The following is a 22,064-nucleotide window of genomic DNA, read 5'->3' as shown; positions in this document are numbered from 1 at the left end:
GACACCTCTCTATGGCGAGCATTCTCGCCTAAATGGGTGTCCGGAATCATTAGACCACTACATAAGTGAGCCTCACCTTCAGATTTCGTTAAGAAATACCTTGGATACTCCTCCCCAACCTATACAGGGAGGCAATCTGCCCATGCCCCATTTCGACTGGAACACCCCCCTGCCCCTGCGCTTCGGCCAAGCCGAGACGCCGCAGCTGACATTGACCAGTGCCATTCCAGGCGACAGCCTGCGACCCGCACTCGAAGCGTTTATTCAGCAACGCTTTCGCAAGGCTCACGGCGCCGACATCCGTTATTTCATGCCTCAGCTGTTTGGCATGAGCAAAGCCCATGGCGAATTATGTGCGGTCGCCGGGGTGCGCCTTGCACGTGACGAACCACTGTTCCTGGAACGTTACCTGGACGAGCCCATCGATCCGCTGATCAGTGCTACTGCCGGATACCCGGTGGGTCGGGCCAGCATTGTCGAGGTCGGTAACCTGGCTGCCTGCGATACCGGCAGTGCACGACTGAGTATCATCGCCATCACCTGGCTACTGGCCATGGGCGGCCTGGAATGGGTGGCATTTACCGGCAACATCGGCTTGGTCAATAGCTTCCATCGCCTCGGTCTGAAACCGGTGACGTTGTGTGCAGCCGACCCGGGCCGACTGGGTGACGATCGCTACAGTTGGGGCAGCTATTACGAGAGCAAACCCTGGGTACACGTCGGTAACATTCGCGCGGGATTCATCCATTTGCGCAACAGTGGTCTGTTTACTCGGCTGGGTCTGCCGTCATCCATTGAGGGCACTAGCCATGTCGCTTGAGTTACAACGTTTCCAGAAGATCCTGCATAGCCATATGGAGCGCAACCCACACGCAATTGCACTTTGGGATGATCGGGTGAGACTCGATTACGCCACTCTTTACGCCGAAGTGTCGTACCGCCAGCAACGCCTACGCGACGAACACGTTCAGGTTATAGCCCTGGCACTGGATAACGGCGTTGAAGCAATACTCTGGGATCTTGCCGCGCTGTTCGAGGGCTTGACTTGCGTAACCTTGCCGCCCTTCTTTAGCCCTACACAGCGCGCCCATTGCCTGGAGCAAAGTCAGGCGGCAAGGGTGATTTCGGAACCGGAGCTGGATGCTGAATTGCTTGCCTTGGGCTATGAAAAAAGCGGCGAGTTCTGGCGCCGTACATTCGCCGGCCCGAACCGGATGCCCCCAGGCACGGCCAAACTGACCTTCACCTCCGGTACCACCGGTACCCCTAAAGGCGTGTGCCTGAGTGCTGAAAACCTACTACAAGTAGCAAGAGAGCTGGATCAAGCCAGTAAACCTGCTGACCCGCAGCATCACTTGGCATTGTTGCCACTAGCAATCCTGCTGGAAAACCTCGGTTGCTACGCCGCACTGTACGCTGGCGCAACCTTGAGCTTACCGAGTCAGAAAGCTTTGGGCATTCAAGGCGCCAGCGGCGTCAACTTACCCCGGCTACTCGAGCACCTTACCAAGCGCGCACCCGAGAGTCTGATTTTGGTGCCGCAGTTGCTGCAGATGTTGGTCAGCGCCACTGAGCAGAAAGCCTTCGACCCACAGAAATTGCGCTTTGCTGCTGTAGGAGGAGCGCGCGTCTCTGAGGACTTGTTGCTCCGAGCTGAGCGCGTCGGTCTGCCGGTTTACGAAGGTTACGGATTATCTGAGTGCGCCTCGGTGGTGTGCCTAAATCGTCCCGGTGCACAGCGCCCGGGAAGCGTTGGTAGACCCTTGCCTCACATCCAGGTGAAGCTGGCAGACGATGGTGAAGTACTGATCAAGGGCTCGGCACTGCTCGGCTATCTGGGCGATGCACCTTACGCCGAGGATTGGTGGCCCAGCGGCGACCTCGGAGAGCTAGATCCGGAAGGCTTCCTTTACCTCAAAGGTCGCAAGAAGCATCAATTTGTCACTAGTTTCGGACGCAACGTCAACCCGGAATGGGTAGAGGCCGAACTCACCCAACGCTGCCACATTGCCCAAGCCTTTGTGTATGGGGAATCGCTTCCACGCAATCACGCCCTGTTGTGGCCCCATCGTACCGATTGTACGGATGCAGAACTGGCTAGGGCTGTAGCGGAAGCAAATGACGCATTGCCCGACTACGCCCAAGTTCATAGCTGGACGCGCCTGCCCTATCCCTTCACGGCTGCCAACGGCTTGCTGACTGCCAATGGCCGACCGCGCCGCGACGCTATTGTCGAGGCGTTTCACGCGCAACTTACCGAATCTGCCGTATCTGAGGAGTCTGCATCATGAGTTTTTTCGACACGCTTCAAGAAGCTACACATCAAGAGCGCCACGAACTGTTCAACCTGCCGATAATCCTCGACGCACTTGAAGGTAAGGTCAGCCTTGAGAGCTATCGGGAATTTCTTGCGCAAGCCTACTACCACGTCCGCCACACTGTGCCACTGATGATGGCCTGCGGCGCGCGACTGCCAAGCCACCTCGAATGGCTACGCAAAGCGGTATGCGAGTACATCGAAGAAGAATACGGCCATGAACAGTGGGTGCTTAACGATATAGCCGCCTGCGGCGGTGACCGTGACGCCGTGCGTGACGGCCAACCCTCAATGCCGATTGAACTGATGATCAGCTTTCTTTACGACTTGATTGCTCGAGGCAACCCGGTAGGCCTGTTCGGCATGGTCAATGTGCTGGAAGGCACAAGCATTGCCCTGGCCACCCATGCAGCGGGCAGCATCCGCGAGCATCTGGGTCTTCCAGAAAGCGCCCTCAGCTATCTCAGTTCCCACGGTTCACTGGATATCGAGCATATGCAGACCTACCGCCGCCTGATGAACAGGCTGGAAGACCCCGCAGACCAGGCGGCTGTCATCCATGCGTCAAAAGTGGTGTACCGGCTGTACATCGATATGTTTCATGGTTTGCCCCGGACTGCGGAGGTTCATCATGCAGCTGCATGATGCCCGCGTGGTCTTGACTGGCGCTAGCGGTGGGATCGGCCAGGAAATTGCCAGGGCTCTGTGCGCCGCCGGTGCCCGGGTGCTGGCGGTAGCTCGACATCAGGAATCCCTGATGCCGTTGCTTGAGCGCTATCCGCAAAATCTGTGCTGGGTAGCCGCCGACCTTACATTCCTCAATGATCGTCGTAAAGTACTGGCCGCCGCCGAAGCCATTGATGGCATCAACTTGTTGATCAATGCTGCCGGCGTCAACCACTTCGCCATGCTCGAACAGCTGGATGACAATGAAATCAACGCGATGTTGAGCGTGAACGTCAGCGCCCCAATTTGCCTGACCAAACTGCTTCTACCATTGCTCAAGCAGGCCGACAGCGCCATGGTGGTCAACGTCGGTTCAACCTATGGCTCGATTGGCTACCCTGGATATGCCAGTTACTGTGCAAGCAAGTTTGCACTTCGCGGCTTTTCCGAAGCCCTGCGCCGGGAGCTTGCCGACACCCGGGTCGGCGTCCTCTATGTCGCACCACGCGCCACCCGTACCTCGATGAACAGCTCTGCCGCCCAAGCGCTCAACGATGCACTCAAGGCAAGCGTCGATGATCCACAGGCGGTGGCAGGGGCGGTGATCCACGCCATTGCTGGTGACCGTCGCGATCTCTATCTGGGGTGGCCGGAGCGATTTTTTGTGCGGTTGAACAGCCTGTTGCCCAACTTGGTGGATCGTGGCCTGCGCAAGCAATTGCCGCTGATCCGGCGTCTTAGTCACACCCACGAAAATGAGCACCTCAAACCATGAAAAAGACCGTTGCCTGCCTGCTGCTCGGCATGTTGAGCCAAGGCGTCTGGGCGCTCGACAACGCGGATCAGCAACGCCTTAATGACATTCAGCAAAGCTGGGCGCACACACAATATGAACTGCCAGAGCAACAGCGCGTAGCGGCGTTCGCGCAATTGGCGGCACAAACATCGTCGTTCACGCGAGATCGCCCAGTGTTAGCCGAAGCGTGGATCTGGTCAGGAATCGTCACCAGCAGTTGGGCGGGTGCTCAAGGCGGGCTGGGCGCCCTAGGCAAGGTCAAAGATGCCAAGGCCGATCTGGAAAAAGCCCTGACTCTAGACGCCGACGCCTTGCAAGGCTCGGCCTATACCAGCCTTGCTGCACTCTACGACAGAGTGCCCGGCTGGCCGATCGGTTTCGGTGATGCTGACAAGGCAGAGCAACTGCTTCAGAAAGCATTGCAACTCAATCCTGCCGGCATCGATAGCCTATATTTCTGGGGCGATCACCTCTACCGCCAGAAGCGCTACGCTGAAGCGAAGGTTGCCCTGCAAAAAGCACTACAAGCGCCTCCAAGGCAGGGCCGGGAAAGTGCTGACGTTGGACGGCGCAAAGAAATCGCCGCACTACTGGAAGACGTTAACAAGAAACTCGATTGACTGGAGTTTGCGTGCGTTTATTACTGATCGAAGATGATGTCGCCCTGGGCGAGGGTATTCATCAAGCGCTAGGGCGTGAAGGTTACACTGTCGATTGGCTCAAGGAAGGGAGTAGTGCTCTGCACGCCATGCTCAGTGAGACCTTCGACTTGGCAGTGCTTGACCTTGGTTTGCCACGTATGGACGGACTAGAAGTACTCAGTCGCCTGCGCTATAGCGGTTCCAACCTGCCGGTGCTGATCCTCACGGCCCGTGATGCAACAGAAGACCGTATCGCAGGGCTGGACGCAGGCGCCGATGACTATTTGATCAAACCGTTCGATCTGGCCGAACTGAAGGCCCGTTTACGTGCTTTGTTACGCCGCAGTGCCGGGCGAGCACAGATGTTGATCGAGCATGCGGGCATCTGTCTGAACCCTGGCACTCAGCAAGTCAGCTACCAGGGCCTGCCTGTAGCCCTGACACCCAAGGAATATCAGTTGCTGCATGAATTGCTGTCACCCCCTGGTCGCGTGATGACCCGAGATCAACTGATGCAATTGTTGTACGGCTGGAACGAAGAAGCCGAAAGCAACACGCTGGAAGTACACATCCATCACCTGCGCAAGAAGTTCTCGACTGATCTGATTCGCACAGTTCGCGGCGTGGGATATCTGGTGGAGGAGCGTCGATGACGTCAATCCGACGTCGCACACTCACCCTGATAATCGGCTTGATGCTCTTGGGGTTTGCGGTGATCAGTGCGCTTAATTTTCACGACAGTAATCACGAAATCACAGAAGTCTACGACGCTCAGCTCGCACAAAACGCACGGCTTCTACAGGGTGTCATGCGCATGCCACTACAGAGAAAGGAGTACGCCGAGCTCTATCAGGCCTTCAATACAGCATTAGGCGAAGCCGTACCCAGAGTCGACGGACATCCTTACGAAAGCAAAATCGCGTTTCAAGTCTGGAACAGCCAAGGTGAGCTCCTTGTGCATACGGCGAGCGCCCCCTCTTTTCACACCCTGCCTGGCAAGCCCGGTTTCAGCGATGTCGTGGATCTGAACAATCGGAATTGGCGCGCTTTCATGTTGGAAGACAAACGCAACGGTATGCGGATTTGGGTGGGCGAGCGCGATGATGTGCGAGCTGACCTCGTTGAGCGTATTGTGCGCCACACCTTGTGGCCCAACGTTTTGGGCAGCTTGATTCTTGCGGCAATGGTTTGGCTTGCCATTGGATGGGGTCTCAGGCCGCTCGCGAATATGGCTTCTACCCTTCGTGCTAGACACAGCGGGTCACTGGAGCCACTTCAATTGACCCCCCTTCCGAGCGAGCTGGAGCCAATGCAGGCAGCGCTCAACCGTATGCTGGCGCAAATTCAGGAAGTGCTTGGGCGTGAGCGACGTTTCATTGCCGACGCTGCGCATGAAATGCGCACCCCCCTGGCGGTGCTAAAGGTACATGCCCAGAACTTGTTGGAAACACAGAGTGAAGAAAGTCGGCGCGAGTCACTAGAGCATTTGATTGCGGGTGTGGATCGTACCAGTCGATTGGTCAACCAGTTGCTGACGATGGCTCGCATCGAGCCGCAATCAGTATCCACTACGCCATCAACCATTGATCTTGCAGCCACCGTCCGCGACAGCCTGGTTCAATTGACGCCTTGGCTGCTGAGCCAGGGACTTGAACTGGTATTCGATGTCAGCGACGACACCTACAACGTCAGAGTTGATCCGACTGCCATCAATATTGCGATAAACAATCTGGTAACCAATGCGGCAAATTTTTCTCCGGCACACGGTCTGATCACGGTGCGTCTTGGAAGAAAAGGCGACCACTACGAACTGTCTGTCGAAGACGACGGCCCGGGTATCGATGAGTCCGAGTATGGCCGGCTCCTTGAACGTTTCTATAGTCGAGGTAATGACCAGGGAGCAGGACTGGGGCTCGCTATCGTGAAAACAATTGCAGATCGTATGGGAGGGCAGATAACGCTAGAAAATCGTAGTCAGGGAGGTATGCGTGCAACGTTAGACCTACCCTTCAAGTAATACTCTCGGATTCGCAATCAGTCTCCCGTCGGTGGGCCCAGTGGCTGGGCGCGCGTCGGACAAAGCCTTGAAAGTAGCCACCCGTAAATTGGTTGGGAAGACTCATGTTTGACATACATCAAACGGGGGCGCCCCGACAGGTGTAGATAAGAATGGTGATTTACGAACCTCTCCATCCCTTCGGAGTAAATCCCATGGCACCTGTTCAATCTAACGCGCAAACACCATCTACTCCCGCCTTTCCTCCTGAAAAAGGCGAACACTGGATCGAGCCGCTAAAGGATGGCGGGCACGTCCTCATCAGACCTCTGCGTGCAGAGGATCGCGAGCGAGAAAAGGCCTTCATCATGCGCCTTTCACCAGAGTCGCGACACTTTCGCTTTTTGTGCCAAATCAAAGAGCCAGGTGAAGCCATGCTTGATCAGTTGATGACCGTCGATCAGCGGGAGAAAATGGCATATGTGGCTTTGGCACATGTAAAAGGCGAGCTCATAGAGGTCGGTATTAGTCGTTACGCAGCCGGCGCCCAACCAGATGAATGTGAGTGTGCGGTTACCGTTGATGATCAATGGAAGCATCGCGGCCTAGGAGCACTGCTACTTAGCCACCTGATCGATATGGCTCGGGCGAATGGGTACAAAGAGATGTACTCAATCGACTCGGCGGCCAATACGGCGATGCATGATCTAGCTCGTGACCTCGGCTTTTCCACTGCACGTGATCCCAGCGATGCCTGCCAGGTTATCCATCGCCTTTCATTGACTTGATGAGCGCTGCGGAGCTGCAGACTGTCCACCTGAAATCACACGGTTCAAACATTGCTGCTCGTCCTCCTCAGTGATGCCTTGGAAATCACTTACTTCAAAGACTGAAGTGTTGAACAGGGCGAGCCGCAATACACCATTTCTTTCCAAAAACACCTCAGACAAACACAAGCAGATGGGCGAAGAAACAGATACCAACCTCCCATCCTCCCCCAGGAACGCAAGCTGATCGTTGAGATTCGTTTCACAGGCAGAAACGATGGTACGAATTGATCGAGCCGCGTAGTACAACGTTGTGGGATACCCCACACCTATGGCTATCAGAAGACACAATACAAGGTTCGATTCCTTAGCGTAGGTCGAGATACGATCAACCTTATGCCGCCACCCTGTTGAGCCAGGATTGAAAATAGCTTTACCAACAAGCAGGGTATAACGATGTTGCACAATGACCCCAACGCACAGACTGATCGTAACAAAGCCCAGTAAGATCCAGGGCTTGGCCGTAAGCAACTCAACAGCACCATCGAACCAGCCTGCAATAGATACCAACACTACGAAGCTCACCACTCCAGCAATTATGCCGAAGCTAGCTCGTGGCCTTTTCAACCAGGCTTTAAGCTTCTCTTTACTGGTTGCGTTCATGGTCAATACCCTCACATTAGTCCGTGCCAAATTAGGCTATACGGTGCTGGGCAACTAAAGCTCTACGGTTTCAAGGTGCTCTGGCACTGACACCGACCAACCAAGCTCAAGGCTGATTCGGCGCCGCAGCGTATCAGCTGCATGGGGTTCACCATGCACCACAAAGGTATGCCGAGGGGGCCTCTTGAAGCCCCGCAACCACTGCATGATTTCATCAGTATCGGCATGCGCCGACAGACTCTCCATGGCAGAGACCTGAGCGCGTATCGGGACATCCTCACCGTGCATACGGATTGTCCTAACTCCAGCAATGATGTCCGCTCCGCGAGTACCACCGGCCTGAAACCCAGAAAACAACAACGTATTGCGGGGGGTGGGAGCCAGCGCCTTCAGGTGATGCAGTACCCTGCCCCCGGTTGCCATGCCACTGGCTGCGATGATCACCGCAGGGTCGCGAAGCTGGTCAAGGTGTTTTGATTCGTCGACTGTACGAATGATATGGGTGCTACGGCACATCGCTGCGCACTCCACGGCAGACAGGCGATGCTCTTGGTGAAAGCGCTGATACAGCGCGGTGGTATCTGATGCCATTGGACTATTGAGGTAAACCGGAATGTCTGGGATTCGATGCTCTCTTTTGAGCGCATACAGGTAGTACATCAATAATTGCGCACGCCCAACGGCAAATGACGGAACCAGGGTGATGCCGTGCCTTAGCAGTGTTTGATTAATGACATTGGCGAGATACGTCTCTGGAGCCTCCTTCGGGTGCTGTCGGTCACCATACGTAGATTCGACCAAAAGAATGTCTGCGTTCTCGATCAGCTCCGGGGTTCGCATGATAGGGTCGTTGGGGCGCCCTAGGTCACCAGAAAACACTATGATTTGGCCTCCTGCATTTATTTCGACAGTCGCGGCACCTAAAATGTGACCTGCAGAACGAAGATAGACCTGTAGACAGTCGACGATTTCAACCGAGTGATGTAGTTCCAGTGGGCGGAGATGTGCAAGTGCTCGCTTCGCCTCCTCTTCCGTGTACAGCGCCTGGGCGGGGTGGTGCTTGGAGTAGCCACGTCGGTTTGCATAGTCGGCTTCCTCTTCCTGTAGGCGACCACTGTCGAGCAACAGGATCCTCACCAGCTCACAAGTGGCCGCAGTCGCATAAATCGGCCCACGAAACCCATTCCGAACCAGAACTGGAAGGTAACCGCTGTGATCGAGGTGCGCATGGGTAAGGACTACCGCATCGATTTCATCCACGGGTATAGGCAAAGATTGCCAGTTGCGTAAGCGCAACTGCTTGTATCCTTGGAACAGTCCACAATCGACAAGCACCTGCGTCGAATTGTGCTGGAGTAGATACTTGCTTCCGGTAACCGTACCCGTCGCACCGAGAAATGTGAGCTGCATGATTCTGACCTCGAAAGCTGACCGGAGGGCTCTAGTTGCCGGAATTAACAGCCAGTACGCTGCAATGTGCCGAGTTCACTATCCGGTCTGTCGTATCACCGAGCAGTTTGCCCAAGCCTTTAGGTTGCACTATCCCCATAACCACAACATCAACAGCCAAATCGCGCACCAGATCGCTGATAGCGGTCACTGGCGGCCCTTGGACAAAATGTCGACATTCAGTAACAACGCCGTAGAAGTCGGCCAGTTCATCATAAGGTTCGCGTAATACAGCAATTAGCTCCTCAACCCAGTCCAAAGCCGCATTCGAATCGGCAACAAAGATTGGTGAAATGTCATAGGCAGAAAGTAGGTGCAACTGAGCATTGCATTGCAGCGCCATGGCCGTGGCTGCGCGGATTATTTTGTGATTGAAGTCGTTTCCTTGCTCCGAATTGGCCGTATCGACGGCTGCAAGGATTACGTTGGGAAGAGGCACATTGCCATGCTGGACAAAATGTACAGGTACCGGACTGGTGCGCATCAGCTCGCTATCGAAAGAGACCCCAAACACCCGCTTGAGCGCTGAAATCTCATCAATGTCCTTGATGACCATGTCGGGACGAAGCGTGTGAATGCAGTCAAGCACGTCCTTGACGGGATCGTCGGTCAATGCTGCCTGGCTGGTAGCGCACGCATCGTCTATATGTATTGCCCCAACCGTTTCCGTCAATCGATCACGATATTGTGAGAACTGCTCGGCGATTTGCTGTTCAACCTCTACTTCTTCTCGCCAGTTGCTAAGCCCATGAGGTTCAAACAAACCCAAGACATGCAACCCTGCCCCCGTCGTTTTAGCCAAAGCCTTGGCGCGTTGTGCCGCTGGCGAGGTCAAATCGGCATCCAGGGCAAGCAGCAACAATTGTTGGTACTGACTCATCGCAAACCTCCAATCATGTCATCGCCTACCGGGAATTGAAGCTCAGGCACTAAATTCTGTGCCTTGACCCCGCTTCAGACTTGATTCAGATCAGAAAGGCTGCGACACGCAACGAACTTGATGCAAGTCAGAACGAGGATGCTGGTGAGCAGTACAACAGTAATCGGCAAGCTCCCTTTGATGACTGTAAGCCCGGAGAGCGCGATGAATAACGATATCGATTTTGGCGATCTGTCTAGGGAGCACTGGATAGAGTCGTTGAACGACGGTACTCCTGTACTGATTCGACCACTGCGTGAGCCCGACCGTGAGAGGGATCATGAGTTTGTAGGGCATGTGTCTTACGAGTTGAGACGCTTTCGCTTCCTAGCAGGGTTTAGCGGGGAGGCATCATCGTTTTTCGAACGGTTGATGGATGTGGACTACCACCACCGCATGGCTTACGTCGCGTTGATGTATGACGGTGGCCAACTGCGTGAAATCGGCGAAAGCCGCTATGCGGCAGTCCCCGACAGCAAGAACTGCGAGTGTGCGGTTGCCGTGAGCGAGCAATGGCAGCGCAAAGGCTTGGGTAGACTGTTAATGAATCACCTGATCAGCGCCGCACGCAGCAATGGCTATGAGCGCATGATTTCACGTGATCTCTCAAACAACTACGGGATGCATCGACTTGCGAAAACACTCGGTTTTTCCTCACGCTACCTGGCTGGAGATGTAACTGAAATCATCCATGAGCTCAACCTACATGGATGATCATTTACCTCTGCGCGGTATTATCCGAGCTCCGAAACCGCGCTGAGGCAGGTTCTTTGTCAGACCACTGGAGTTTCCGGGGTGATGACCAGGACACTGCTAGGCATTTTGTAAAGTACCCTTTCAACCGTGCTGCCGATGTACTTGGCCAAACCACGGTGGTGCACCCGCCCCATCACTACGATATCGGTACCTTGGGCTTCGCAGAAGATGCTCAAGACTTTTGCTGGGTCGCCCATGATCATATGGCAACTCTCCGGATCAATACCGTTGCGCTCAGCCAGCTCGCGAAAGGCGTCGCTTTGGGCTTCATGCAGACTTTCGGCAACATTTGAGCCAAACAAAAATGATTTACGCCCAAGGTTCTCCGCATCCGTTTGCATAGAGGTCAGATCATAGGCATACAAGATCTCCACCTGCGCCTTACATTGCATGGCCAATTTCAACGCCTCAGTGATGATGCGGTCATTGAATCCTTGGTACTGATCCTCGGGACGCGATAGGTCAACGGCAGCGAGAACTTTACGAGGCATAGCATGGCTGGCCTTGTCGACAAAATGCAGCGGCACCGAGCACTCCCGTAACAGCCGGATATCAAGTGTAGTGAACATCGCCCGCATCAGGCGCGACTCATGCTCTATGTCCTTGACCACCATTGCAAACGGCTGCTCCCTCAGATGGGTCAGGATTTCATCCAAGACATCGTTCACCCAGACAACCTCTGTGGTGACTGTAAGCCCGTTCCTACGCAGGGGTACGGCTTGGGTTTCAAGCCACTGGCGGTGCTTTTCGACATAGGCCTGGCGCATCACTGCCAGTGCCTGTTCATTGACCAGCCCTGCGGTGGCAAGCCCCTCAAGGTAATCGAAAGCCACTATATGCAATGCAATGCCTTTGGCTTTTGCCAAAGCGGCAGCACGGTCAAAGGCGTCAGTGCGCTGCATCAAAGGGGGGGCGATGAACAACAAGCGTTGATAGTCGGACATGACACACCTCGCACTAAGGGATGAGTAGGTACGCACCATCCTGCATCCGTCCAAGGCTGTGTGTTTGACTTGCATCAAAATCGGATGCACACCACCTCAAAAGGACACGACGATTGGGTGTAGCACACGACCATAGGCGCAGTCCGACGCACGGCAACCTAACTACAAAAAATGGATTTGATTCCTTGATCCCGGTCAATTGATTCGACGATTTTCAGCGCACGCTAAGCAAAGGTGAATGCCACGATCCCAAAGAGGAACCCGCTGCCATGGCTACCATGAAAGCTGCAATTTTTGTGGAGAAAAATCGGATAGAACTGGACGAAAAGCCAATACCGAACATTGGCCCTGCCGATGCGTTGGTTCGGCTCACAACCACGACGATCTGCGGAACCGACATCCACATCCTCCGAGGTGAATACCCTGTCGCCAAAGGGTTGACCATAGGTCATGAACCCGTTGGTATCATTGAAAAACTCGGCGCCCAGGTTCAAGGCTTTAGCGAAGGACAGCGGGTCATTGCTGGCGCAATAACCCCGAGCGGCCACAGTAATGCGTGCCTGTGTGGATGCTCATCCCAGGATGGGCCGGGCACCCTTCATGGATTCAAAGCTATTGGTGGTTGGAAGCTCGGCAACACGATTGATGGCTGCCAGGCCGAGTATGTTCGGGTGCCTGACGCCATGGCCAACCTTTCACTGATTCCCGATAACCTTAGTGACGAACAAGTTTTGATGTGCCCAGACATCATGTCTACCGGGTTCTCCGGTGCAGAACGGGGTGATGTAAAAATCGGTGATACGGTCGCCGTATTTGCCCTAGGGCCCATTGGTCTTTGCGCGGTGGCCGGTGCCCGCTTGAAAGGTGCCGGCACGATCATCGGTGTCGACACCGTAAATGCGCGTATGGCCGTTGCCCGTCAGCTAGGTGCTACTCACGTAATCGACTTCACACAAGGCAACGTCGTCGAGCAAATCATGGCGATTACCATAGGCCGTGGGGTCGATGTTGCGATTGAAGCACTTGGAACCCAATCGACATTTGAATCAGCGCTGCGGGTGCTACGTCCTGGAGGCACCTTATCCAGCCTTGGCGTATACTCTTCGGACTTGCGCATTCCACTTGATGCCTTTGCTGCTGGCCTAGGCGACTACAACATCGTGACCACACTGTGTCCAGGCGGTAAAGAGCGCATGCGACGCTTGATGGAAATCATAGCCAGCGGGCGCATCGATCTGGCGCCACTCGTGACGCACCGGTTCAAGCTGGACGATATTGAAGCCGCCTACGAGTTATTTGGGCATCAACGAGACGGTGTCATGAAGGTGGCCATTACGCCCTGATTCCATCTGCTGTCAGCAGCTTGAATACCTGATGGCATGGACGCCGTTCCTGATTCGATTGAATGTGGAGCGCGCCAAATGCTCAAATTACTCCTACTGTCGATCCTACCGCGAATAGTCCCAGGTTCAATGCTTAACCAGACTAGAAAACGCTTACTTGGTCTCGTCGACGGTAAGCGGAGCTACCGCGCCCCAGACCTGGAACTCATGTTGCGCCGCGAAGTGGGATTGCCCTACCAACCTGTCCTGTTCGCCAGGAACATCGGGGATCAGTTCATCGTCACCGCGGACTTGCAGTCTGTAGGTATCGACAGCTTGCAGATAGGGATTACAACGCAGCAATTCACCTTAAGCGGTTGGGTGATGCCGGATGCTGCCGACGCCTCGACGACAGCTATCTCATCTGAGTGTGGATGTTTTAGTTCTTCACGAACCATTCCGCCCTCAATGGATCTTGACCATTTCACTCTCAATTACCATCAGGGTTTGTTGGTATTCAGCGTGCCTAGTAAGCACTCACAAAACCGGCGTCCTTTGCATTCCACTGCATCGATTACGGAGTAGCATCAATGAACGTCTACATTGAAAATAATCCGCGTCAAAACCGTTGGTGGGTTCACCTGGACATATGGATGGTGAGTTTTCGCAGTATTGACGAAGCGACAGCCTTCGTTGATCGACTTAATACTCGATTGAACGCCCCACACTCCCTGGCGCTGATTGCTAGCTATCCTCTAGTACCTGGAAAGTTCATAAATCGCGACCTGCATGACCCTATTGCCCCATCAGGATCTGCTACCCCGGTATCGGAGGTGAGAAATGCATAGCCTCCTGAACGTTGCCACTGACCTAGAGGAACGTAATCCCATAGGGGTGATATCACCGATCAATGTAAACCCATATAGGGCGGCTTGCGTGGATTGCAAGGTCGGTTCGTTGTGCCTTCCAACTGGCATGTGCAAACACGGAAACGACCGTTTCAGTGAGCTGATCAGGCAGCGCATACGGATTAAGAAAGGTTACGGCTTGTATCACGCCAACGACCCGTTGGAATTCCTCTACGCAGTACGCTTTGGGAGTTTTAAGACCTGCTTTGCAAATGCGGAAGGACAAGGGCTGGTAACCAACTTCTGGATGTCAGGAGACACAATGGGGTGCGATGCGATCAGCACCAACCGGCATGTATGCAGTGCGTTTGCTCTTGAGGACAGTGAAGTTTGCCTTATTCCTTATCAACGCCTGGAGTCGTTAGCCCATGAGTTCCCGTTCTTACAACAAAGCCTCAATAGGTTGCTCAGCAGTGAAATTGTTCGAGAGCATAAGCGGCTTTTAATGATGTGCAACCTCACCGCAGAAGAACGAATGGCCAGCTTTCTACTAGGCTTGTCCAAACGATACCTAGAACGCGGATTTTCCGCCCATAGCTTTGTTTTACGCATGTCGAGAGATGACATTGCGTCCTACTTGGGACTGAGACTTGAAACCATCTGTAGATCCATAGCGCACCTGCGCCAGCTGGAAATAGTTCAGTTCAGCGGACGTACAGTGGAAATTTTGAATTTGTCTGACTTAAAGGCTTTAGAACATGGCTACGGTAGAGGCCCAGCGGCAACTCACTAAGTCGGGATGGGTTTCAGCTCATCCCGAGCAGTCCCGACACCTACCCTCTCCCGCACATCGATGCGGCTCTCATGCTTGAAACCCTGGACATTACACATCTCGCTGCTGCCTTGGGTATAGGTATGCTCGTAGGCCTGGAGCGTGAACGCAAAAAAGGTACCGGGGAACATCGCGCATTTGCCGGACTTAGAACCTTTGCCATCACGTCTGTACTGGGTTACGTATGCATGGCCGTCGCGGGTGCGATGTTGGTCGCCATCATGAGTATTGGCTTGGCAATCATAGTTGCAGTTGCCTACTGGAAACACCCTAGCAAGGATCCTGGCATCACCAGTGAAATAGCTCTGCTTTTCGTCTTGCTGCTCGGTGCCCTAAGTTATGACCAGCCCGAACTGGCTGTCGCCGTCGGTGTCGTGCTTACAGTTGTCCTCGCATTCAGGCAAGAGCTGCATCGCTTTGCCCGCCATCAATTAACTGAAAACGAAGTCCGCGACGGGTTGATACTACTGATTGCCGTATTGATCATTTTACCCTTGGCACCCGATCGCTTCATCGGCCCCTTTGGTGCCATCAATCCCCGCACAATCGGTACCCTGATCATACTGCTGATGTGTGTAGGGGCGCTGGGGCATATCGCCTTACGGGTGGTCGGCACACGCTATGGCTATACCCTCAGTGCCATTGCATCAGGGTTTGCTTCAGGATCCGCGACAATTGCGCTGATGGGGCACCTGGCTCGGAGCGAACAATCGTCTGTCAGAGCACTCAGCGCTGCAGCTATATTTTCCAACCTAGCGACTATTGCAATGCTGGGTCTGGTGCTGGGTACAGTCGACCCCGCTTTCTTGAGGGAATTATGGGCTCCCATTCTGCTAGCGTCGCTCACAACAATAGTATATGGCTCTGTGCTGCTCGCCCCCTGGAGTACTTCCCTTGTGCCGACCGCAACCCAAGTCGGCGATAGTGCATTCAATCTCAAGGTCGCCCTCGTTGTGACTATGGCCATAACAGGTATCACGTTGCTATCTTCGGCACTGCTGCATGCCTTTGGACACAATGGTGTACTGATTGCGGCGATAGTTAGCGGTCTAGCAGATGCCCACGCAACGGCAGCATCTATCGCGTCGCTGGTGAAGTCTGGGCAATTATCAATGGCAGAAATTGCGGTGCCCGCGCTGACCGCAATGAGCAGCAATACACTTACTAAATGTGTGCTGGCCTGGATCAGCGGGGGCGCAAAATTTGCCGCGAACGTAATTGTCGGTCAGTTGGCAATCATTACTTCGATGTGGGCTGGACTGCTGCTCCAGTGAATAATCCGCCCTTTCTTGCAAGCCAGATAAACGATAGTACGCGCCAATCTTTAACGAGCACGCCAGCTTTCCAGGAGACTGAAGAGCACCATTCCCACCAACATCGCAAGTACGAATACGAGTATTTTCCAGTGCCCACTTAACACCAGGGCGAGTGCAGGCCCCGGGCAGATACCGGCAATACCCCAACCAACACCAAATACCAGGCTGCCCACCACCAACCGCCGATCTAATGCTCGCACCCGAGGCATTTGCATCGGCAAACCAAGCATCGAGCGTGTTTGTTTGCTGCTCCACTGCATGGGCAAAAGTGCCACCCCGATAGCACCCACCATTACCAACCCGAGCGATGGATCCCAGCTTCCTGCCAGATCCAGAAAGCCGATTACCTTGGCTGGATTAACCATGCCTGCCAACAGCAAGCCAAGGCCAAACACCACACCGCAGATAAAAGCCGTTACCCATCGCATGCTCATACTCCTGCCAGGTGACGGCTAACGAACACAACTGCAAATCCCGCGCACATAAAGCACAGTGTTGCGACAAGTGAACGAGGCGACAGACGCGCCAGTCCACAGACACCATGCCCACTGGTGCAACCTGCCGCGCAACGTGTTCCCAGGCCAACCAGCAAACCGGCCACAAGCAACCCTACCCAGTCTGTCTGAAACTGTACGACCGGCCGACCCGCAAATAACCACCACACTAGGGGGGCTACCAACACCCCCAGGAGAAACAGTGCTTTCTCGCCTCTGCCCTCGCCCTTCTTTTGCAGCAAACTGCCCAGCAGCCCGCTAATACCGGCAATACGGCCATTCACAAGTGCAAACAGGCTCACGGCAAGCCCGATCAACGCACCGCCGAGCAAGGCCGACCAAGGTGTGAAATTGGCCCAGTCGATAGTCATTTCGGCTCCTTCGCACAGAACCATTGATACAAGGTTTTAATCACCGCCAGGGCAGCTGGACTATCGATGCGATAGAAAATCTGCTTACCTTCACGCCTTGTCGCCACCAGATCTTCGCGCCTCAAAACCCCTAATTGCTGAGACAAGGTGGGCTGCTGAATGCCAAGCAGGGACTCCAGCTCACTTACACTGCGCTCACCTTCAGACAACTGGCATAGCAACAGCAGTCGCTCTGGATTTCCCAGGGTTTTAAGCAACTGAGCTGCTGCTTCGGTGTTGCCGCTTAACTGCTGAACATCCATCGCCAGTTCTTCTATGACTGTAATCTCGCTCACATGATAGATCTAAATATATTATATAAAATAATATAATATTATACAAAACCTGCAAGTACCACGACCGATCAGGTTCCGACGATATGCCCCGGCGACGTTGGTGCCGAAGGTCTCAAAGGGCCTGCCCATGCCTTGGAAGGCCAATAGAAATTAGCGCAGCCAACAGCACGAATGCCGAGGAAACCAACCTTCCGAGGCACCGGGTATCGAGCGTGTCCTCGCCGGCTTGAGAGAGTGCATCGGCGATGACGATCAACTGACAACTGAATCGCCCCGGGCTTTCTAGACACCTTGCAAGCTCTTTGGACTGCCCCCGGAAAGGTAGACATCCCCGGCCTATGCTTGGACTGCCCCCGGAAAGGTAGACATCCCCGGCCTATGCTTTGAGCATAGGAGGAAGTCTATGAGTACCCAACGATACACCCCGGAATTCAAGGCGGAAGCGGTCAGGCAGGTGGTTGAACGCGGCTATTCAGTCGCGGAGATTGCCGCACGCCTCGGCGTCTCGACGCACAGCCTCTATAAATGGGTCAGCGCCGTCACCCCTGATAAATCAGAAAAGCAGGCCAGCGAATTGCTCGAAGCCAAGAGTGAAATCCTGCGGCTACGGGCCCAAATGCGCCGCCTTGAAGAAGAGCGGGATATCTTAAAAAAAGCCGCGCGGTACTTTGCCAGAGAGCCCGAGTGAAGTACCGCTTCATGAACGAGCATCGTCATCAGTATGCAATTACCACGATGTGCAGGGTATTGCGGATCGCTCGTGCCGGGTTCTACCAATGGCTGCACAAGCCCGTTTCTGAGCGCGACCAGGACAACGACCGCTTGCTGAAACTGATTCGCGATTCCTATGCGGCTAGCCGAGGGGTTTACGGTGCTCTACGCGTCTATGGCGACTTGCGGGAAGCCGGCGAGAGTTGCGGCAAACACCGCGTTGCGCGGTTGATGCGTGCCAACCGGATAAAGGCGTTGAGGGGTTATAAGGCGCCGCGCCCAATTGCCGGGCGGCCGTCGATCATTGCACCCAATCATCTCAACCGAGCATTCACAGTTGATGCCCCCAACAAGGCTTGGGTGACCGACATCACCTATATCCGCACATGGCAGGGTTGGCTGTATTTGGCCGTGGTGGTGGATCTCTATGCGCGCAAGGTCGTGGGCTGGTCGATGAAGCCGACATTGGCCCGTGAACTCGCGCTGGACGCGTTATTGATGGCGCTCTGGCGCCGTAGGCCCAAGGAGCGCGTACTGGTGCATTCCGATCAGGGCAGCCAGTACGGCAGTGATGACTGGAAGCGCTTTTGCTTGGCCAATAACCTTGAGCAGAGCATGAGTCGGCGTGGCAACTGCTGGGATAATGCCGTGGCCGAATCGTTTTTCAGCAGTTTGAAGAAAGAACGGATCCGTAAGCGCATCTACAAAACCCGTGACTTGGCCAGGGCCGATGTGTTCGATTACATCGAAATGTTTTACAACCGAACCCGCCGCCACAGTCACCTGGGCGGCGTTAGTCCTGAGGCCTTTGAAAGCGCCTCGTTATGAGGCCGGAAAATGTCTATTGGAATGGGGGTAGTCCAATCAAGCCTCGCCGCACATTGTGGACTGCGCCGTCCTCGACGTACCGGAGAACCAGGTACGCGTGGTCATGGTGCTGACGCGCGCCAAGGCACCGCTGATGCAGCAATTCTCGCAGATACCAGATCAATAGACCGAAGATGAGCGACTCTTTCCCCGCTCACACTACACTCCGACAATCCGCTATGTTCAACGCGCGAGCACTAAACAGTCGAACGGGTTGAAGAACATAGTCAGGCAACAGGCAGCGCAACGTCTAAGGCCCTTGAGCGGTCAGTCAAAGCTCCAAAGCGCCCCTGAGCAATGCATCCAGTTTCAAACTAGCTCCAACGTTTCGCTGATCCAGAAGCGCGATCGGAATATCGTGCAGAACTGCAATCGAGTCAGGCAACCCGTCCCCAATCAATGCAAGTGGACAGGCAATGTCCATCTGTAAGGAACATAGCTTCTTCGCCAGTGCCGTGTTTACGGGCCCCTGGAGTGCGAGCACAAGTGCTGCAGGCTGGAGGGTCGCGCACAACAATGGCAGTTCCTCGAGCGGCTGCCCACTGCCTAACACCTCGATACGCCACCGCTCACTACTGAGAAGTAAGCCGTTGCTCAGCAAATCCAGCTCAGCGCTTCCTTCAATGCCGGCCAGTAACACACATGGGGCACCGAGTTGATTTAGTTGCAGACGTAGCAATAGGCGAGCTCGCAGAAAAGTATCGAGGAACAGCCATTGGCTACGCTGACCGAAAGCGCTGCCAGACAACAGACTGCGCCAGACCGGCATCAGCACATCGAGCAACACCGTAGCCTTGGGGTACAAGGTGAAAAGCTGACCATGAATGCCCTCGAGCGCCTGCCGGTCGAATGCTTTCGTCGCTCGTAGTACAGCAGCGCGCCAATGCTCAATGGAATCGGTCTGCGGCCCGGGCGGGCGGGCGACTTCGTCGTGCTGGCGTGCGAGCAACTCACCCACCTTGCTGATCGGCAAGCCACTACCGGTCCAGCGCAGTATGTCGCGTATGCGCTGTACATCCTGGGCCGTGTACAGGCGGTGCCCGCCTTCGGTGCGTTGGGGGCGAATCAAACCATGACGACGTTCCCAGGCGCGCAGGGTCACTGGATTTATGCCAGTCAAGTTGACGACATCGCGCATGGGCAGCAAATCGGTGGAGGTCGCTTCAGTCATCGCAAGTGATCATCAGGGCGGTTGCACATTCTAAACCCATACCAACCTTCTACGGCGATCGTTCTTCCATCATGATATCGACAACCGCACCTTAGCCTTCCAGCACAAAGGTCTACGCTGCGCATACCGAAAACGCTACTTGAGTGGGTGGGCCACATGATCGACGCAAAACTCTTGCAATTAATGGTCGAGAGCTCCAACGATGGCATCGTCGTCGCCGAGCAGGAAGGCGACGACAGCATCCTGATCTACACCAACCCTGCCTTCGAGCGCCTCACCGGCTACGCCACGGACGACATCCTCTATCAGGATTGCCGCTTCCTCCAGGGCCAGGACCACAACCAACCAGGTATCGCAGCCATCCGCGAGGCAATTCGCGAAGGGCGCCCGTGTTGCCAAGTGCTGCGCAACTATCGCAAGGATGGCAGCCTGTTCTGGAATGAGCTGTCTATCACCCCCGTACACAACGATGCCGATGAACTGACTTACTACATCGGCATCCAGCGTGATGTTACGGCACAGGTCTTCGCCGAAGAGCGGGTCCGCGAACTGGAGGCAGAGATAGTCGATTTGCGTCGACAACTCGCATCAGGCAACGGCTGACCTTGCAACAAATCTATACAGGGCCGTTGACTTGTATAGATTTAGACGTAAGCTCCTCTTATATCTGTACAGAATTTCACTGTTGTACAGGATTTTCGGGAGCCTTGCATGTCCACTTATCTGCAGTATTTCGCGGAGCGCTTCTCCAGCCTTGATGGGCGGAGCCTCGATAGCCTCGAAAAACTGTATAGCGATAACGTAACGTTCCGTGATCCGTTGCATCAGATCGATGGCCTGGCAGCGCTTCGTCGCTACCTCACCGAGCTTTACGCCAACGCACAGGACATTCGTTACGTTATCGCCGGCGCGGACGAAGTTCAGCCGGGCCAGGGCTACCTGCGCTGGACGCTAGAGTTCCGCCACCCCCGACTCGCCAATGGCAGGCTGATCAGTCTGCAGGGCTGCAGTTTTCTCAAGTGGCAAGAGCGTGTTCACTTCCACCAGGACTACTTTGACGCAGGTGCACTGCTTTACGAGCACGTACCAGTCATGGGCGGCGCTATCCGCTTGCTCAAGGGCCGGCTGGTATGAGCCGTTGCTGGCTGACGGGGGCAAGTAGCGGAATCGGCGCTGCCCTTGCCGTCCAATTGCTGGACCAAGGGCACCGGGTTGCCTTGGGTACACGTGATGCCAACCGCTTATTGCACTTGATGCAACGATATCCGGGGCAGGTATTGGCGGCCGTCGGCGATGTCGATTGCGCTGAGCAGGTCTCCAGGATCACCGCACAGATCGAGCACACCTGGGGGGCGCTGGACCTGGTCATCCTCAATGCCGGAACGTGCGAATACCTCGAACCAGGACTCTTCGACCCGGCACTGGTCGAACGTGTGGTGCGCACCAACCTGTTTGGTGTAAGCCACTGTATTGCAGCGGCCATCCCTTTGCTGCATCGCGGTGAGCGCCCGCACCTGGTCGTAATGGGCAGTGCGGTGACCTGGTTGTCGCTCCCTCGTGCCGGAGCCTATGGCGCCTCCAAGGCGGCCGTGCGCTACCTGGTGGAATCGCTTCGCTTCGACCTGATCAATGAAGGTATTGCCGTAACGCTGGTCAGCCCTGGATTCGTCGATACGCCGTTGACCCGTCGCAACGACTTCCCCATGCCTCAGTTGTGGACCACCGAGCGTGCCGCCGCACATATCACTGCACGCCTGCCGCGACGCCCGCTGGAAATTAACTTCCCCACTGCATTTACGCTGGGCCTGCGCGTGATCGGCGCCCTGCCGGTGCGCTGGCGACTGAAGCTTTGCCAGCGCCTGGTGCGTGCCCCAAAGGACTAA

Annotated in this window: 24 protein-coding genes and 1 pseudogene; 17 read left to right on the top strand and 8 right to left on the bottom strand. The window is 55.0% G+C overall.

The window, feature by feature from the left end; translation table 11 throughout:
• Positions 1 to 142: 142 nt before the first annotated feature.
• The 8 genes from LOY37_RS13285 (at position 143) to LOY37_RS13250 (ending at position 7,204) form a co-directional block, all read left to right on the top strand.
• On the top strand, positions 143 to 820 hold the full coding sequence (locus tag LOY37_RS13285) for a thermostable hemolysin (RefSeq protein ID WP_258717143.1): 678 nt from the start codon (positions 143 to 145) through the stop codon (positions 818 to 820).
• A complete protein-coding gene (locus LOY37_RS13280; protein ID WP_258717142.1) occupies positions 810 to 2,291 on the top strand; it encodes an AMP-binding protein in 1,482 nt (493 codons plus the stop codon). The genes LOY37_RS13285 and LOY37_RS13280 overlap by 11 nt, the downstream gene beginning before the upstream one ends.
• Positions 2,288 to 2,962, top strand: coding sequence for a TenA family transcriptional regulator (locus LOY37_RS13275; protein ID WP_258717141.1), 675 nt, complete (start codon positions 2,288 to 2,290; stop codon positions 2,960 to 2,962). Before LOY37_RS13280 ends, LOY37_RS13275 begins: the two co-directional genes overlap by 4 nt.
• On the top strand, positions 2,949 to 3,758 hold the full coding sequence (locus LOY37_RS13270) for an SDR family oxidoreductase (RefSeq protein WP_258717140.1): 810 nt from the start codon (positions 2,949 to 2,951) through the stop codon (positions 3,756 to 3,758). Before LOY37_RS13275 ends, LOY37_RS13270 begins: the two co-directional genes overlap by 14 nt.
• Positions 3,755 to 4,399: a tetratricopeptide repeat protein gene (locus LOY37_RS13265; RefSeq protein ID WP_258717139.1), complete on the top strand. Its 645-nt coding sequence runs from the start codon at positions 3,755 to 3,757 to the stop codon at positions 4,397 to 4,399. Before LOY37_RS13270 ends, LOY37_RS13265 begins: the two co-directional genes overlap by 4 nt.
• Positions 4,400 to 4,410: 11 nt before the next feature.
• Entirely contained in the window at positions 4,411 to 5,073 is a 663-nt protein-coding gene (locus LOY37_RS13260) for a response regulator (RefSeq protein ID WP_258717138.1), read from the top strand.
• Complete coding sequence (locus tag LOY37_RS13255; protein ID WP_258717137.1) at positions 5,070 to 6,437, top strand: sensor histidine kinase; 1,368 nt, start codon at positions 5,070 to 5,072, stop codon at positions 6,435 to 6,437. Before LOY37_RS13260 ends, LOY37_RS13255 begins: the two co-directional genes overlap by 4 nt.
• A gap of 194 nt (positions 6,438 to 6,631) precedes the next feature.
• Positions 6,632 to 7,204, top strand: a complete 573-nt coding sequence (locus LOY37_RS13250) for a GNAT family N-acetyltransferase (RefSeq protein WP_258717136.1) — start codon at positions 6,632 to 6,634, stop codon at positions 7,202 to 7,204.
• Here the strand turns inward: LOY37_RS13250 and LOY37_RS13245 are convergent.
• The 3 genes from LOY37_RS13245 to LOY37_RS13235 are packed head-to-tail and all read right to left on the bottom strand — an operon-like array spanning position 7,193 to position 10,175.
• On the bottom strand, positions 7,193 to 7,846 hold the full coding sequence (locus tag LOY37_RS13245) for a hypothetical protein (protein WP_258717135.1): 654 nt from the start codon (positions 7,844 to 7,846) through the stop codon (positions 7,193 to 7,195). The two genes, LOY37_RS13250 and LOY37_RS13245, sit on opposite strands and share 12 nt — an antisense overlap.
• Before the next feature lie 54 nt (positions 7,847 to 7,900).
• Entirely contained in the window at positions 7,901 to 9,256 is a 1,356-nt protein-coding gene (locus LOY37_RS13240) for an MBL fold metallo-hydrolase RNA specificity domain-containing protein (protein ID WP_258717134.1), read from the bottom strand.
• Positions 9,257 to 9,287: 31 nt separating this feature from the next.
• The gene (locus LOY37_RS13235; RefSeq protein WP_258717133.1) at positions 9,288 to 10,175 is read right to left on the bottom strand and encodes a universal stress protein; all 888 of its coding nucleotides are present in this window, start codon (positions 10,173 to 10,175) and stop codon (positions 9,288 to 9,290) included.
• Positions 10,176 to 10,379: 204 nt separating this feature from the next.
• Here LOY37_RS13235 and LOY37_RS13230 point away from each other — a divergent pair, with 204 nt between their 5' ends.
• Complete coding sequence (locus LOY37_RS13230) at positions 10,380 to 10,928, top strand: GNAT family N-acetyltransferase (RefSeq protein WP_258717132.1); 549 nt, start codon at positions 10,380 to 10,382, stop codon at positions 10,926 to 10,928.
• Between the two features lie 59 nt (positions 10,929 to 10,987).
• Here LOY37_RS13230 and LOY37_RS13225 read toward each other — a convergent pair whose 3' ends face one another.
• The gene (locus tag LOY37_RS13225) at positions 10,988 to 11,914 is read right to left on the bottom strand and encodes a universal stress protein (RefSeq protein ID WP_258717131.1); all 927 of its coding nucleotides are present in this window, start codon (positions 11,912 to 11,914) and stop codon (positions 10,988 to 10,990) included.
• Positions 11,915 to 12,183: 269 nt separating this feature from the next.
• Between LOY37_RS13225 and LOY37_RS13220 the strand changes: the two genes are divergently transcribed.
• From LOY37_RS13220 to LOY37_RS13210, 3 genes are all read left to right on the top strand, one after another.
• The gene (locus tag LOY37_RS13220) at positions 12,184 to 13,257 is read left to right on the top strand and encodes an NAD(P)-dependent alcohol dehydrogenase (RefSeq protein WP_258717130.1); all 1,074 of its coding nucleotides are present in this window, start codon (positions 12,184 to 12,186) and stop codon (positions 13,255 to 13,257) included.
• An 819-nt stretch (positions 13,258 to 14,076) separates the two neighbouring features.
• Positions 14,077 to 14,877 carry a helix-turn-helix domain-containing protein gene (locus tag LOY37_RS13215; RefSeq protein ID WP_258717129.1) on the top strand — a complete coding sequence of 267 codons (801 nt, stop codon included), beginning with the start codon at positions 14,077 to 14,079 and terminating at the stop codon, positions 14,875 to 14,877.
• Between the two features lie 71 nt (positions 14,878 to 14,948).
• Positions 14,949 to 16,190: an MgtC/SapB family protein gene (locus LOY37_RS13210; protein WP_258717128.1), complete on the top strand. Its 1,242-nt coding sequence runs from the start codon at positions 14,949 to 14,951 to the stop codon at positions 16,188 to 16,190.
• 50 nt (positions 16,191 to 16,240) lie between these two features.
• On the opposite strand, the gene LOY37_RS13205 is transcribed toward LOY37_RS13210, so the two are convergent.
• From LOY37_RS13205 to LOY37_RS13195, 3 genes are read right to left on the bottom strand one after another with little or no spacing between them, the layout of a single operon-like run.
• Positions 16,241 to 16,660: a DUF6691 family protein gene (locus LOY37_RS13205; protein WP_258717127.1), complete on the bottom strand. Its 420-nt coding sequence runs from the start codon at positions 16,658 to 16,660 to the stop codon at positions 16,241 to 16,243.
• Between the two features lie 2 nt (positions 16,661 to 16,662).
• Positions 16,663 to 17,097 carry a YeeE/YedE family protein gene (locus tag LOY37_RS13200; RefSeq protein WP_258717126.1) on the bottom strand — a complete coding sequence of 145 codons (435 nt, stop codon included), beginning with the start codon at positions 17,095 to 17,097 and terminating at the stop codon, positions 16,663 to 16,665.
• A complete protein-coding gene (locus LOY37_RS13195; RefSeq protein WP_258717189.1) occupies positions 17,094 to 17,399 on the bottom strand; it encodes a metalloregulator ArsR/SmtB family transcription factor in 306 nt (101 codons plus the stop codon). Before LOY37_RS13195 ends, LOY37_RS13200 begins: the two co-directional genes overlap by 4 nt.
• 211 nt (positions 17,400 to 17,610) lie before the next feature.
• On the opposite strand from LOY37_RS13195, the pseudogene LOY37_RS13190 reads away from it, so the two are divergent.
• Both LOY37_RS13190 and LOY37_RS13185 read left to right on the top strand, forming a co-directional pair.
• A pseudogene (locus LOY37_RS13190) lies at positions 17,611 to 17,718 on the top strand (chromate resistance protein); the annotation flags it as partial.
• Positions 17,719 to 17,835: 117 nt separating this feature from the next.
• Positions 17,836 to 18,971 (top strand): IS3 family transposase gene (locus LOY37_RS13185; RefSeq protein ID WP_223253821.1). Its coding sequence is split into 2 segments (ribosomal slippage): positions 17,836 to 18,088 and positions 18,088 to 18,971, totalling 1,137 coding nucleotides; the frame shifts between segments, so codons are not numbered across the junction.
• A 310-nt stretch (positions 18,972 to 19,281) separates the two neighbouring features.
• On the opposite strand, the gene LOY37_RS13180 is transcribed toward LOY37_RS13185, so the two are convergent.
• Positions 19,282 to 20,181, bottom strand: a complete 900-nt coding sequence (locus tag LOY37_RS13180) for a MerR family transcriptional regulator (protein ID WP_258717125.1) — start codon at positions 20,179 to 20,181, stop codon at positions 19,282 to 19,284.
• Between the two features lie 156 nt (positions 20,182 to 20,337).
• Between LOY37_RS13180 and LOY37_RS13175 the strand changes: the two genes are divergently transcribed.
• From LOY37_RS13175 to LOY37_RS13165, 3 genes are all read left to right on the top strand, one after another.
• A complete protein-coding gene (locus tag LOY37_RS13175; RefSeq protein ID WP_115089621.1) occupies positions 20,338 to 20,784 on the top strand; it encodes a PAS domain-containing protein in 447 nt (148 codons plus the stop codon).
• A 108-nt stretch (positions 20,785 to 20,892) separates the two neighbouring features.
• Positions 20,893 to 21,315 (top strand): nuclear transport factor 2 family protein, encoded by a 423-nt coding sequence (locus LOY37_RS13170; RefSeq protein ID WP_115089620.1) that lies wholly within the window; start codon positions 20,893 to 20,895, stop codon positions 21,313 to 21,315.
• A complete protein-coding gene (locus LOY37_RS13165; RefSeq protein ID WP_115089619.1) occupies positions 21,312 to 22,064 on the top strand; it encodes an SDR family NAD(P)-dependent oxidoreductase in 753 nt (250 codons plus the stop codon). The genes LOY37_RS13170 and LOY37_RS13165 overlap by 4 nt, the downstream gene beginning before the upstream one ends.

Source organism: Pseudomonas sp. B21-012, from assembly GCF_024749305.1.
In the GTDB taxonomy this organism is placed as follows: domain Bacteria; phylum Pseudomonadota; class Gammaproteobacteria; order Pseudomonadales; family Pseudomonadaceae; genus Aquipseudomonas.
Note: the sequence above shows the minus strand (reverse complement) of the source record. Positions and strands in the feature narration are given on the sequence as shown.